General features: G+C 44.0%; 16 protein-coding genes. 9 read left to right on the top strand and 7 right to left on the bottom strand.

Features of this window, described 5'->3' with window-relative positions:
• Positions 1-3: 3 nt before the first annotated feature.
• From trpD to rpe, 5 genes are read right to left on the bottom strand one after another with little or no spacing between them, the layout of a single operon-like run.
• Positions 4-1,017 carry an anthranilate phosphoribosyltransferase gene (trpD, locus tag AC13DA_RS12560; RefSeq protein WP_273181710.1) on the bottom strand — a complete coding sequence of 338 codons (1,014 nt, stop codon included), beginning with the start codon at positions 1,015-1,017 and terminating at the stop codon, positions 4-6.
• A 9-nt stretch (positions 1,018-1,026) separates the two neighbouring features.
• Entirely contained in the window at positions 1,027-1,605 is a 579-nt protein-coding gene (locus AC13DA_RS12555) for an anthranilate synthase component II (protein ID WP_007145396.1), read from the bottom strand.
• 15 nt (positions 1,606-1,620) lie between these two features.
• Entirely contained in the window at positions 1,621-3,117 is a 1,497-nt protein-coding gene (trpE, locus tag AC13DA_RS12550) for an anthranilate synthase component I (protein ID WP_284452009.1), read from the bottom strand.
• Positions 3,098-3,796 carry a phosphoglycolate phosphatase gene (locus tag AC13DA_RS12545; RefSeq protein WP_007145394.1) on the bottom strand — a complete coding sequence of 233 codons (699 nt, stop codon included), beginning with the start codon at positions 3,794-3,796 and terminating at the stop codon, positions 3,098-3,100. Before AC13DA_RS12545 ends, trpE begins: the two co-directional genes overlap by 20 nt.
• Positions 3,797-3,799: 3 nt before the next feature.
• Positions 3,800-4,492, bottom strand: coding sequence for a ribulose-phosphate 3-epimerase (rpe, locus tag AC13DA_RS12540; protein ID WP_007145393.1), 693 nt, complete (start codon positions 4,490-4,492; stop codon positions 3,800-3,802).
• Between the two features lie 136 nt (positions 4,493-4,628).
• Here rpe and AC13DA_RS12535 point away from each other — a divergent pair, with 136 nt between their 5' ends.
• The 6 genes from AC13DA_RS12535 to AC13DA_RS12510 all read left to right on the top strand — a co-directional run bounded on the left by AC13DA_RS12535 (position 4,629) and on the right by AC13DA_RS12510 (position 10,487).
• A complete protein-coding gene (locus AC13DA_RS12535; protein WP_284452008.1) occupies positions 4,629-5,603 on the top strand; it encodes a DUF3530 family protein in 975 nt (324 codons plus the stop codon).
• Positions 5,603-6,412, top strand: a complete 810-nt coding sequence (locus AC13DA_RS12530; RefSeq protein ID WP_007145391.1) for a spermine/spermidine synthase domain-containing protein — start codon at positions 5,603-5,605, stop codon at positions 6,410-6,412. The genes AC13DA_RS12535 and AC13DA_RS12530 overlap by 1 nt, the downstream gene beginning before the upstream one ends.
• A 54-nt stretch (positions 6,413-6,466) precedes the next feature.
• Entirely contained in the window at positions 6,467-7,024 is a 558-nt protein-coding gene (locus AC13DA_RS12525) for a L,D-transpeptidase family protein (RefSeq protein WP_284452007.1), read from the top strand.
• Between the two features lie 80 nt (positions 7,025-7,104).
• On the top strand, positions 7,105-9,273 hold the full coding sequence (locus AC13DA_RS12520) for a YgiQ family radical SAM protein (protein ID WP_284452006.1): 2,169 nt from the start codon (positions 7,105-7,107) through the stop codon (positions 9,271-9,273).
• 80 nt (positions 9,274-9,353) lie between these two features.
• Positions 9,354-9,899, top strand: coding sequence for a cytochrome b (locus AC13DA_RS12515; RefSeq protein WP_284452005.1), 546 nt, complete (start codon positions 9,354-9,356; stop codon positions 9,897-9,899).
• 15 nt (positions 9,900-9,914) lie between these two features.
• Positions 9,915-10,487: a YceI family protein gene (locus AC13DA_RS12510; RefSeq protein WP_273181691.1), complete on the top strand. Its 573-nt coding sequence runs from the start codon at positions 9,915-9,917 to the stop codon at positions 10,485-10,487.
• A 1-nt stretch (position 10,488) separates the two neighbouring features.
• On the opposite strand, the gene AC13DA_RS12505 is transcribed toward AC13DA_RS12510, so the two are convergent.
• Positions 10,489-10,728: a hypothetical protein gene (locus tag AC13DA_RS12505; RefSeq protein ID WP_284452004.1), complete on the bottom strand. Its 240-nt coding sequence runs from the start codon at positions 10,726-10,728 to the stop codon at positions 10,489-10,491.
• 260 nt (positions 10,729-10,988) lie between these two features.
• Between AC13DA_RS12505 and tsaB the strand changes: the two genes are divergently transcribed.
• Genes tsaB through cmoB form a run of 3 tightly spaced genes read left to right on the top strand, consistent with a single transcriptional unit; the run spans position 10,989 to position 13,371 of the window.
• Entirely contained in the window at positions 10,989-11,672 is a 684-nt protein-coding gene (tsaB, locus tag AC13DA_RS12500) for a tRNA (adenosine(37)-N6)-threonylcarbamoyltransferase complex dimerization subunit type 1 TsaB (protein WP_284452003.1), read from the top strand.
• Positions 11,672-12,406: a carboxy-S-adenosyl-L-methionine synthase CmoA gene (gene cmoA, locus AC13DA_RS12495; RefSeq protein WP_284452002.1), complete on the top strand. Its 735-nt coding sequence runs from the start codon at positions 11,672-11,674 to the stop codon at positions 12,404-12,406. Before tsaB ends, cmoA begins: the two co-directional genes overlap by 1 nt.
• Positions 12,403-13,371 (top strand): tRNA 5-methoxyuridine(34)/uridine 5-oxyacetic acid(34) synthase CmoB, encoded by a 969-nt coding sequence (cmoB, locus tag AC13DA_RS12490; protein WP_284452000.1) that lies wholly within the window; start codon positions 12,403-12,405, stop codon positions 13,369-13,371. Before cmoA ends, cmoB begins: the two co-directional genes overlap by 4 nt.
• On the opposite strand, the gene AC13DA_RS12485 is transcribed toward cmoB, so the two are convergent.
• Positions 13,368-13,757 (bottom strand): hypothetical protein, encoded by a 390-nt coding sequence (locus AC13DA_RS12485; protein WP_007145381.1) that lies wholly within the window; start codon positions 13,755-13,757, stop codon positions 13,368-13,370. The genes cmoB and AC13DA_RS12485 overlap by 4 nt on opposite strands.
• Positions 13,758-13,905: the final 148 nt, after the last annotated feature.

The raw sequence follows: 13,905 nt of genomic DNA, 5'->3' as shown, positions 1-13,905 counted from the left end.
AATTTAAGTTCGGCTTGTAACAATTAGGGCATTTAATTTTTGCGTGGCGGCACCAGAGTCAATAACTCGTGCCGCTAGATGGATACCTTCTTCAAGGGAAGGGGAGATGTCCGCCACATAAATGGCGGCACCGGCATTCAAGACCACAATATCACGGGCTGGACCGGGTTTGCCTTCGAAGACTTCTTTAATCAGAGCCAAACTATCCTGTGCATTGCTGACGGTTAGCGATTCAATAGAATGCTGTTTCATACCAAAATCTTCAGGCTTAATGGTGTAGGTGGTCACCGTACCATTCTTGAGCTCAGCAATATGGGTTTCAGCACCAATACTGATTTCATCAAGACCATCTTCAGCATGCACCACTAACACATGTTGGCTGCCGAGTTTTTGTAACACTTCAGCCATCGGTTTAACCCACTTTTTATCAAACACACCTAACACTTGATGAGCAGCTTGGGCAGGGTTTGTGAGTGGACCTAGCAGGTTGAAAATGGTTCTGACGCCCATCTCACGACGTGGACCAATCGCATGCTTCATGGCGCCATGGTGTTTTTGAGCAAACATGAAACCAACCCCCACTGTTTCTATACAGTGTTTTACCTGTTCCGGACTAAGCTCTAAGTTAACCCCCGCAGCTTCAAGAACATCTGCACTACCCGAACTGCTACTGATGGAACGATTTCCATGTTTGGCAACCTGACAGCCCGCTGCAGCAGCAACAAAAGCACTCGCTGTTGAAACGTTAAATGTACTGGCACCATCACCCCCTGTGCCACAGGTATCGACAACATGTTCGCCGTTGATATGAACGGGTGTTGCCAGGCTTCGCATGACCTCAGCCGCCGCCGCAATTTCGGTGACGGTTTCACCTTTCATTTGCAGGCCAATCAAAAAGCCACCAATCTGTGCTGGTGTCGCATTACCTGTCATGATTTGATTCATCACATCCGACATTTCATCATGACTGAAATCATGGCGCTGGATGAGCTGTTTAATGGCTGCCTGTATATCCATCAAAAGGCCTTATCTTTGCAGGAAATTATTCAATAATTCATGACCTTGCTCGGTCAGGATAGATTCAGGGTGAAACTGCACCCCCTCAATAGGAAGTGTTTTATGCTCGATTCCCATGATCTCATCCAGCTCACCGTCATCAGTCTGAGTCCAGGCGGTAATATTGAAACAATCCGGCAAGTTATATTTACTCACAACTAATGAATGATAACGTGTTGCTTCCAGTGGGTTATTAAGCCCTTTAAACACGCTGGTGTTGTTGTGATAGACCTTAGACGTTTTTCCATGCATTATCTGGCTGGCATGAATGACTTCGCCACCGAACACTTGACCAATTGCCTGATGACCCAGACATACGCCCAGCATGGGTTTTTTCCCCGCAAAGTGTTTGATTACCTCCATGGAAATCCCCGCTTCATTTGGGGTGCAAGGTCCTGGTGACAACACAATTTTGTCTGGATTCATTGCTTCAATTTCAGCAATAGTGATTTTATCGTTACGATGAACAGCCACTTCTTCACCCAGCTCAGCAAAATATTGCACGAGGTTATAGGTAAAGGAGTCATAATTATCAATCATTAACAGCATGTATCTATTCCTAGGTTAGCTTTCTGCATGAGGATTGGCTTCCAATCCTGCTTCCGCCATGGCTACAGCACGAAAGATCGCACGAGCTTTATTCATCGTTTCTTTCCATTCCATTTCAGGTACTGAGTCATACACAATACCAGCACCAGCTTGGATATGAAGCAGATCGTTTTTTATGACAGCAGTACGTATGGCAATCGCGGTATCCATATTGCCTGACCAGGATAAATAACCAACCGCACCGGCATAAACGCCACGTTTTACCGGTTCTAATTCATCAATAATTTCCATTGCCCGCACTTTAGGCGCACCACTGACAGTCCCTGCAGGGAAGGTGGCTCTTAGCGCATCTATGGCTGACATATCATCCAATACCTGGCCGGTGACGTTTGAGACGATATGCATAACGTGAGAATAACGCTCAATCACCATTTTATCAGTCAATTCAACTGTACCTGTTTTGCTGACCCGGCCAACGTCGTTTCGACCTAAATCAATCAGCATCAGATGTTCAGCCAGCTCCTTGGGATCAGATAACAAATCCTGCTCTAGCGCAATATCTTCTTCTTCATTTTTGCCACGAGGACGAGTGCCGGCAATCGGACGGACAGTGACTTCCTGATCTTCCATGCGTACTAAAATTTCTGGTGATGAACCGACTACATAAAAGTCATCAAGATGCATGTAGAACATGTATGGGGAAGGGTTTAATGTTCGTAACGCCCGGTATAGATCAATCGGTGGTGCATTATAAGGAATGGTCAGGCGCTGAGATAAAACCACTTGCATGATGTCGCCATCATTAATGTATTGCTTCGCCTTTTCAACAGCATCAGTAAACCCTTGCTGGGTAAAGCCTGATTGAAAGTCTTCTTCGTTGACCTGTTTGTGAACTTTATTCTGTTGGAAGTTCATCGCCGTTTGGCGCAGCGTCTGAGTTAATTCATCCAGACGTTGTTGCGCGATACGGTAAGCATTTTCTGTGTTTGGATCCGCATGAACAATTAAATACAGACGACCACTGAGGTTATCAAAAACGACTAACTCATCCGATACCATCAACAAAATATCAGGGCATTCGAGTGGGTCAGACTCAGGGGCTTTATTCAGTCGGGATTCAACGTAACGTACAGTGTCGTAGCCGAAATAGCCAACCAGACCACCATTAAATTTTGGTAGTGAATCGGTTTCAGCCACTCGATAACGCGTTTGGAATTGTTCTATCCACGCCAGAGGGTCGTTTGCTTGTGCTGTTTCAATAACTTGCCCATCCTGTTCTACCACAATGTCCTTATCACGAACACGGACAATGGTGCGGCAAGGCAGACCAATCATCGAATAACGACCCCATTTTTCACCACCCTGAACAGATTCAAACAGGTAGGAGTAGGGCGCATCAGCCAATTTGAGATAAGCACTTAATGGTGTATCTAAGTCTGCTAAAACTTCCCGTGAGAGAGGGATGCGGTTGTAGCCTTCTGTGGCAAGTTGATCAAATTCTGACTGTTTCATTGCTTCTTTCTAAAAATAAGCTTTCCAGCTCTGCAAAAGTATCTATTACGGTATCGGGTGCAGCTGCAGAAATTGGCTGACCATGATTGTAACCGTAGCTCACGCATATAATGGCAAATCCTGCAGCATTGGCTGCTTTTACATCATTGACGGAATCACCGATCATTAATGCCTTTTCGGGGGTAATCCGAAAGTAATCAACACCATACAGCAATGGTGCTGGATGTGGTTTTTTATGTGGTGTTGTGTCACCACATACCACAAGGTCAAAATAATCTTTCAGACCAAGCTTTTCAAGCAATGGCAGAGTAAATGTTTCGTCCTTGTTAGTGACACATGCTAATTTAATCTGCTTATCTTTAAGCCAATTCAGCCCTTTAAATACATCAGGGTAGACTTGGCTTTTTTCACATGGGAACTGTTGATAATAATCTAAAAACAGCGGTAATGCTTTTTCAAATAGCCCGACATCTGCTTTTTGTTCCATGTCACCTGTTAATGCTCGCTCAACAAGCCGGGGAATACCATTACCTACCCAACTTCTGACATCATTTTCGCTGGCTTTTGCTAATCCTAAACTGCTGAGCATGTGATTGGTTGCATGAGTTAGATCCGGCACGCTGTCAACCAGCGTGCCATCAAGGTCAATAAAGACAACCTCAGGTAAATCTAACTTCATTAATTAGACGTTAGCTTTAGCTAATTCCTCACGCAGTGCTGCAATCACTGTTTCATAACGGTTAGGGTCGCTGTCTTTTGCCGCACCAAATACTGCAGAACCTGCAACAAAAGTACGCGCACCTGCTTCAGCAATTTCACGGATATTGTTGACGTTAACGCCACCGTCGATTTCTAAGTCAATATCGTAACCGCTTTCATCGATCATTTTGCGTGCTTGGCGTAGTTTTTCCAGTGTGTGTGGGATGAATTTCTGACCACCAAAACCTGGGTTAACTGACATCAGCAGAATACGGTCAACTTTGTCTAAAACATGTTCAGCCAGTGAAAGAGGCGTCGCCGGGTTGAATACCAAACCGGTTTTACAGCCTTCGCTTTTCACTAATTGCAGACTACGATCAATATGTTCTGAGGCTTCCGGGTGGAATGTGATGAAGGTGGCGCCAGCTTGAGCAAAGTCAGGGATGATGCGGTCGACGGGTTTCACCATCAAATGTACGTCGATTTCATGGGTGACACCATGTTTGCGTAATGCATCACACACTAATGGACCAATAGTCAGGTTCGGTACATAGTGGTTATCCATTACGTCAAAGTGCACAATATCAGCACCTGAAGCAAGAACGTTATCTACTTCTTCACCCAGACGAGCAAAGTCAGCAGACAGGATTGAAGGGGCAATTTTGAATTCAGCCATGATTGTCTCTCTTAAATCGAATAATAAAAACGTGATGTAAACCTGATACTTTACCGTATCGGCTTTCTTTTTTCAGCTTTTGAAATCAATAGGCTGAGATTATACTGGAGCGAGAAATCATGAGATGGAGTTGGACTTGCGAAAACTGCTGAAATTTATCGCTTTGCTGACGATGGGAAGTTATCTGCTACTGGCCTATGCTGCGGATGATGCAGAAGAGCCTAGCCAAGGTGATGAAAAGGAAACGAGCACCGAAGAAAATTCTCCGATTATGCTGCGCGAGCAGGGGAATGTTGAGGGGTATGTATCACTAACGGTCAGTGAGCAACCAATAGCGGCGACATATATGCCGGATAGTCTGGGTAAGGCCGCTGGTAAAGTCTTGATTCTGCCTGGGCGCGGTCAGGATATTGATAGTGACGGTGTTATTCATACACTCAGAATCGGATTGACTAAAGCCGGCTGGTCTACAATGACAGTGGCGATGCATTATGAGCTGACACCGAATATTTATCTTGTGCCTTCAGATGCGGATAAAAAGCCAGAGACGGATTCTGCAGAAACAACAGCGACGGAGCCGACTACTGAAGACACGACGCAGCAACAGCCTGCTGATGAAAACGCAGCAGCACCATCCGAATCCGGCACTGAGATTCCGGCAGCGGAAGGGGATGAGAAAAAAGAGGACGCAGAGCAAGCTCCTTATGTCGTGACAAATGAAGCTCGCATTGCAGCTGCAATAAGTTATCTAGCTGAAAAGCAGCAGACTGGCCCCACTATTCTTATAGGCTTTGGTGAGGCGGTTGCGTGGGTCAATGACAGCTTTTCCATGGCCAATGGCGAGGTGGGCATTATTTGGATTGATGCCAGTATGAATCAAGTCGAACCCATTAAAGTGAAAGCCATTCTTGATCTGATTTCAGACTTTCCTGCTCGACAAAATACTAATGCTATTCAACGTCGGGCTGAAATGATAAAAGCTCAGGCGATGAACTATGAACAACGAAGAATTGTGACGACCAGTCCAAACTTTTATGGCGTTGAGACGAATGTGCTTGGTATTGTCCGTGGCTGGTTGCACAAACATTTTATCGCCAAGGACGATACGTGATGCGAATTTACGGTGATGGAAACCTTATCCATCAAGCAGTTTCTGATGATGGTTTAATTGAAGTGGTTGATAGTGGTAATACACGATCATTACATTTCGGTACTTTTCCGCGACAGAGTTCCATGCGACTTAATCAACCGCATTATCTGGAGCTTAGTTACACTCAGGCCATGATGGGGTGTTTATTACTCAATCCTAATCCACAAAGGGTGTTGGTGATTGGTCTGGGTGGAGGCTCGTTGGTGAAGTTCCTGTTGCATCATTTTCCGGATTGCTATGTTGATGTAGTTGAGTATCGTCAGGATGTGGTGGAAGTGGCACAGTCATTTTTTCAGGTCCCGGTCGATAACCCCAACTTAAATATCAACCTTGGTGATGGTTATCTTTATGTCAATCAATGTTTTTATCAAACGGATTTTAGCTATGATCTGATTCTGGTTGATGCCTATGATCAAAATGGCATGGCAGCCAGTGTTGGCGTTCAGGCTTTTTTTGATGCCTGTTCAGGCATTCTGACAGACAATGGTGTGTTAAGTATTAATCTGTGGGGAAGTGAACGTGCCTTGTTTAACTCAACCATGGAAAGAATTAATGAGAGCTTTCAACAGCGTGCTATGATTCTGCCGGTTGAGAATAAGGGCAATGTCATTGCTTTAGCCACCAAGTTTAATGTGGAAAATGCGTATCTGAAAAAATTGCGCCAGCAAGTCAATAGTTTAGAAATGGTGTATCAAATTAACTTACCACGATCATTACAAAATCTCATCAGACAAAACAGAAACTTTATTCATCGTTTATTCGCGATTTAATATTGGCTTTGTGTGAGAGGGGTTATCAGTCAGTCATTAGCGTATAGAGGTTTCATGAACAAGTGGGTTTTGCCGGTATTGTTGAGTCTGTTTTTATATCAACAAGTGAGCTGGGCTGATGATGCATACAAGATTGTGATTAAACGATCTGAAAACAAATTACTGATTGAAAAAAACGATAAAGTTATTCGTTCATATCATGCCGCAATTGGTAGTGGTGGTAGAAAAGCAAAGCAGATGGAAGGCGATCGACGCACGCCAATGGGTATTTATCATATCGTTGATATTAAAGACAGTGACCGATTCCATTTGTTTTTACAACTTGACTATCCCAGTGTCAGAGATGCGATCAATGGTCTGAAAGCTGGGCATATTAAAAAATCGCAATATCGCAGAATTCTTGATGCACATATTTTTGGCGGTATTCCACCACAAAATACTGCGCTCGGTGGTGTGATCGGTATTCATGGCATTGGTGTTGAAACCAAAGACAAACTTGAGATTCATCAGATGGCGAACTGGACTCAAGGCTGTATTGCACTCAGAAATAAAGAAATTGATGAGTTATTGAAATTTGTCGGTGTGGGCACAGAAGTCAAAATCATGGAATAAAACCTGATTAAAATTGTCGGATATGCATCTGAATTTGCTAGAATATCGACGTTTATCGCTTTTATTCTTCTGGGGTCCACATGCAATCCGCGCCTGATCTGTTTTCCTACCGTAAATTCTGGGCACACCGTTTTGGTATCGCGCCTGAATTACCCATGACCCGAGAGGAAATGGATGCGCTGGGCTGGGACTCTTGTGACATTATCATTGTGACCGGTGACGCCTATGTAGACCATCCGAGTTTTGGTATGGCGCTGATAGGGCGTTTATTAGAATCACATGGTTTTCGTGTTGGTATTATTTCTCAGCCCGATTGGACCAGCACCGACGATTTCACCAAACTAGGTAAACCGAATCTGTTCTTTGGCGTCACTGGCGGCAATATGGATTCTATGGTCAACCGTTATACTTCTGACCGTAAGATACGCAGTAATGATGCATACACCGCAGGTGGTTCAGGCGGAAAACGACCTGATAGAAGCGTCGTGGTTTACAGCCAACGTTGTCAGGAAGCCTATAAAGGCGTGCCTGTGATTATCGGTGGTATTGAAGCCAGCTTGCGCCGTATTGCCCATTATGACTACTGGTCTGAGAAAGTCCGCCGCAGTGTCATTATGGATTCTAAAGCTGATCTTTTGGTTTACGGCAATGGCGAAAGACAAGTGGTGGAAATTGCTCATCGTCTCGCTGCAGGTGAACCTGTCAGTGATTTGACCGACATTCGTGGCACCGCCTATACCAAAAAGCATGAACAGCGTCCGGGCTGGTGGGAGAAAGATTCTACTTTGGTGGATACGCCTGGGAAACTCAATCCGCCTATTGATCCTTATCAGATGCAAACTGAAGAAAGTTGTGCAGATGAAAAAGCCAAAACAGAACAAAATAAACCGGCTGAAAATACCAATGTTATTAAAATTCATCGGGTTTCACCGCGAAATGCTGAACGTACTGTAATACGTTTGCCTGCCTACAATGCAGTGAAAGATGATCCGGTTACCTATGCACATACTTCACGTATTTTGCATCTGGAAACTAACCCCGGTAATGCGCTGGCCTTAGTACAGCAACATGGCAATCAGGATGTCTGGTTAAACCCACCGCCGATACCGTTAACCACAGCCGAAATGGATGCCGTATTCGACTTACCCTATAGCCGTGTACCGCATAGTGGTTATGGCAAGATGACCATTCCGGCCTACGATATGATCCGTTTTTCCGTCAATATTATGCGTGGCTGTTTCGGTGGTTGTACATTCTGTTCTATTACTGAACATGAAGGTCGAATTATTCAGAGTCGTTCTGAAGACTCCATTATCAGAGAAGTGGAAGCGATTCGTGATACGACGCCCGGTTTTACCGGTGTGATTTCTGATTTGGGTGGTCCAACGGCCAATATGTATCGTCTAGCCTGTAATGATCCTCAAATTGAGGCCAGTTGTCGTCGATTGTCGTGTGTATTCCCTGGGGTGTGTAAAAATCTGAATACAGATCACACGCCTTTGATTAGTCTCTACAAACGCGCCAGATCGTTACCCGGCATTAAAAAGATTCTGATTGCTTCAGGTTTGCGATATGACCTGGCGGTTTTATCACCAGAGTATGTCAAAGAGTTGGTGACGCATCATGTGGGGGGCTATCTCAAAATTGCACCAGAGCATACTGAAGAAGGTCCGCTGCAACAAATGATGAAACCCGGCATTGGCACTTACGATAAATTCAAACAGATGTTTGATAAATATTCGAAAGAAGCAGGTAAAGAGCAGTATTTGATTCCATATTTTATCGCTGCACATCCAGGCACAACGGATAAGGATATGATGAATCTAGCACTTTGGTTGAAGCGCAATGGTTTTAGAGCCGATCAGGTTCAGGCCTATTTACCTTCGCCAATGTCAGCCGCTGCGGCCATGTATCACTCGGGCAAGAACACCTTGCATAAAGTACGACGCAATGGTGGTGATATTGAGGTGCCTAAAGGGTTGAAAGTACGTCGATTGCACAAAGCTTTTCTTCGTTATCACGATCCTGAAAACTGGCCGATGTTACGTGAAGCATTAAAAAACATGGGGCGTGCGGATTTGATCGGTAATGGCAAAAAACATTTGATCCCCAGTTGGCAGCCTGCTGGCACCGGAGAAAATGGTGAAGGCCGCCGTGTTACGCGTAAGGCAAAAAATGTACAAAGTTTTCGCACTCAGCATACAAGACCGGGAAAAACCAAAGTCAAAGCTAAAAGACGTCAGCGCTAATAAAAAATATTATTATTTGAGAAACATTTTTAATTGACCGTGGTCAATGTGCCTATCACCAATTTTTAATAGGGACATTAATGAAATCGAAGCAGAGTTCTCGTTATGACTTTTTATCGATTTTTCTTCATTGGCTAGTCGCTGTTTTTATTATTGGCCTGTTTGCATCTGGCCTGTGGATGGTCGATCTTGGTTACTACGATGATTGGTATTATCAGGCTCCCTGGTGGCATAAAGGCATTGGCGTTGTAACGGCAGTATTGATTGTGTCACGCTGGGCATGGAGCCTGTTTCGTCAGCCTCTTGCCGCCATTTCCTCTATTCCTTATTGGCAACATCTCGTTGCAAAAATTACACATCAAGCCATGAATATCGTGGCGTTGATTATTGTTATTAGTGGCTATGTCATGGTCACAGCGAAAGGTGATGGCCTCTCTGTTTTTGATTGGTTCACGATTCCCGCATTCATTTCAAACAAACCCGCTTGGGTAGATCCGGCAGGGGCAATTCATTTATGGGCTGCGTATTTTCTGATTGCGATGGCAACAGTTCATGCTCTGGCTGCAATTAAACATCACTTTATCGATAGAGACTCAACGCTCAAGCAGATGCTTGGCATCAAATAAAACCAGGAGAAAAAAATGAGACAGACGCTTTTAGCAACATCACTATTAGGATTGTCAGCGATAATGCCTGCTTATGCGGCAGATTATGTGATTGATACTGAAAAAGCCCACGCTTTTATTGATTTCCGTATTCAGCATTTAGGCTACAGCTGGATGAGTGGACGTTTTAATGATTTTTCTGGCACGTTTTCTTATGATGCAGAAAAACCGGAAGCATCAAAAGTGGATGTAGATATTGATGTGACCAGTGTTGATACCAACTTTGCCGAGCGTGATAAACATCTACGTGAACGCTTTCTGGAAACGGATAAATTTCCTAAGGCCAGCTTCAAATCTACTTCATTTAAACAGCAGGATGATGGCAGTTTAATGGTCACGGGTGACTTTACCTTACACGGCGTGACCCATGAATTGAGCTTCCCTGTCGAAAAAGTAGGAGAAGGCGCCGATCCATGGGGTGGTTACCGTGCCGGTTTTGTTGGTGAAACTGAATTTACTATTTCTGACTACGGCATCAATGTTGATATGTTAGGCCCGTCGTCCCAGGTAGTGTATTTAACTTTGTCGATTGAAGGCATTAAACAATAAGTCAGATTTGTTTGGCGAGGTTATAAAGCCTGTCAAATTCTTCAGATAAGCTGTTTGCTGGTACAGAACGTCCCGCGCGTTGGTACCAGTAAGCAGCATTTCCTTTGTCGCCTTCAACATAATGAAGATAACCATGAATCATGCAGGCAAAACTATCTTCATAGTTTTGAATGAGTCTGTGAGCACCGTTCCAATCGCCTTGTGCGGCCAATTCCAATGCTTGTAAATGTTGTATAGCCATTGCCAACCTCCAGAAAAGTTTGACAATAGCTATGCTATAACAGATTGAATTGAATGAAAATTCTAGTTGCTTCCGATAAGCGTCAACAAGCCAGCAACAAAGGCAAACGGGGAGGTGACGATGACAAATATCAGTTTGCCAATTTCGCGTAATACATAAATCGCATCAATGAATAAAGCCATGATTTACTCCGTTGAATCTGATTGTATGCATTATAATGCGCGATTGTGACACTCAAATGACCGGCTAATTAAGCACCTATGAATATTCTCGCACTCGATACCTGCACAGAAATGTGTTCTGTCGCCATCTTAAAAAATGGTGAACTGTTTGAACAATCGCTTCTAACTCAACGAGGTCATTCAGAAAAAATACTAGGTATGCTGGATGAGATTTTGTCTCAGGCGGATTGTGGCCTTGCTGATATGGATTGTATTGCTTTTGGCCGCGGGCCTGGTTCATTTACCGGCGTTCGCGTTGGTGTCAGTGTCGCTCAGGGAATTGCTTTTGCGTCTAAATTGCCAGTCGTACCCGTTTCAACCTTAGCCGCCGTCGCGCAGCGTGCAATTGATGAACATGGTGCTGATTATATTGCCGTTGCAATGGATGCACGTATGCAGGAAGTCTACAGCGCTACATATCAATCTGTTGATGGTCTGGCTGAGTTAACAGGAGAGGAAAGAGTATGTTTGCCTGAGCTGATTTGCTTGGACAATGATTCATCTTTTTTTGCTGCCGGTAGCGGTTGGAAAGAGTATGAAGCGTTAATGACAACAAAGTTCTCCGGTCAAGTTCATGGCATGGATAATCAGCTGTTACCGACAGCTGCTGCCATTGCAAAACTGGCTGTAAAGCAGATTGAAAATGGTCATACTTTAGCTGCGGAACAGGCTATGCCCGTTTACCTTCGCGATAATGTCGCCAAGAAAAAAGGTGAACAGTGATGGTGAAAAAGCAAGACACTATCTACGCTGCACCATTAGAACAAATGGTGGATTTCCGCTTTGATGAAAAAGTGGTCGATGTCTTCCCTGATATGATTCAGCGTTCGGTACCTGGCTATGCAACACTGATATCTAACATTGGTATTCTTGCGGCAAAATATGCTGTAGATAATAGCCATTGTTATGATTTGGGCTGTTCACTTGGTGCCGTGACTTTATCGATGCGGCAGCGGATAAAAAAACAGAATTGCCAGATTATTGCCGTTGATAACTCGCCTGCCATGATTGAAAAAGCACATCACATATTGCTGGCCGACAAGACCTCTGATATTGGTGTTCAACTGGTTTGTGAAGATATCGCTGATACGGTCATTGAAAATGCTTCCGTAGTGGTAATGAATTTCACCTTACAGTTTATTCCTCTGGCGCAACGCCAGACATTAATCAATCAAATTTATAAGGGTTTAAAACCCGGTGGCATATTAATTCTGTCAGAGAAACTGGCATTTGCTGATACCAACATTAACCAGTTTCATATTGATGCCCATCATGATTTCAAGCGGGCGAATGGGTATAGCGATATGGAAATTAGTCAGAAAAGAACAGCCCTTGAAAATGTGTTAATACCTGAGTCACTAGAACAACATCAGCAGCGTTTACGTGCTGCCGGATTTGGTTTTACTGAAAAATGGTATCAATGTTTTAACTTTGTCTCGATGGTTGCCATAAAGTGATATACCAGCCTTTATATGAATATCTTGATGCTGCTGGATTGCAAGTCTGGCGTCAGACATTAGAACAACAAATCAATCAGAAATTAGCAGAAGAAACGCACGGTAAAATGCCTTTGTGGCAAGACGCACTTGCAGCATTACCGGCTATCACACCCAGTCAGGTCGAGTTACAGTCAGAAGTCAGAATCGGTCAGCAAAAAGATTTGAATGGTGTTGATATTGACGCGCTGAAAACTTGTTTGAAAGCGTTTCATCCATGGCGTAAAGGTCCTTATCGCTTTTTTGATATTGAGATTAATACCGAGTGGCGATCTGACTGGAAATGGGACAGAGTATTACCGCATATCAGCCCATTAGCTGGTAGACGCGTATTAGATGTGGGTGGTGGCAATGGTTATCACGGCTGGAGAATGTTAGGCGAAGGGGCTGAGTTTGTCATGGGCATTGATCCAACGCTGGTTTTCACCATGCAATATCATGTCATGCAACGTTATATCGCCAATAATAAACACTTCGTTGTTCCTATCGGGATAGAGCATATGCCGGAAAAACTGGCCTGGTTTGATACCGTATTTTCCATGGGGGTGTTATATCACCGGCGCTCCCCGTTAACTCATCTTATGGAGTTACGTGATTGTCTGAAGCCGGGTGGTGAGCTGGTATTGGAAACGCTGATTATTGATGGGCCTGAAGGCATGAGTCTGATTCCAGAGTCACGTTATGCCAAGATGCGAAATGTCTGGTTTATCCCCAGTAGCGAGACCATGATGGTGTGGTTAAAAAAATGCGGTTTTAAAGAGGTGCGTTGCGTAGATGAAAATGTCACGTCACTCGATGAGCAACGTAGCACTGAATGGATGACATTTGAGTCACTGAAAGACTTTCTCGACCCTGATGATGTGACAAAAACGATAGAAGGGTATCAGGCTCCCAAACGTGGTGTATTTATCGCTAAAGCGCCTTAGAGAGCTGTAGCACCTGAGGTGATGGATATCCATTGGCCATTGCTGTTTTTGCAGGCATCCAATGATTTTGTCTCAGTTTGATCGTCTTTTTTGATGACAAGATCATAGGCCAGACATGGGTAGTGACCATACGAGTAATGATGGTCAATGATGATTTCATAAGCTGTGCCAGTCACTTCATTTTTCCAAAAGTGGCTTTTACCAATGGTTTCTGTCGACAGAATTTTCTGTGTTTGTTGCAGGTCATGTGTTGTCATCGCCGTGTCGGTATCAATACCGGCCTCGACACCTGCTAACAAATCTAACGACGCTTCTGTGCTGGTAACTATGCTCACCAGGCTGATACTGACTATGCCTAATAAATAGAGCCGTTTGTTAGAAAACATAGACATCCGTAACTGGAGTAGAAAAACGTTATTTAAACATGAGCGATTAACTCGTTGGTATGGAGTTAATACAATTTATAAATAACAGGGTTAATTTCTTAAAAAGCCGAGTATATCCCTATCAAATTGTTTATAACAACTGTCATCT

The sequence above is a fragment of the Methylophaga sp. F-2 genome (assembly GCF_056859315.1).
The sequence above is the reverse complement of the archived record's forward strand: the minus strand, read 5'-3'. Positions and strand labels throughout refer to the sequence as shown.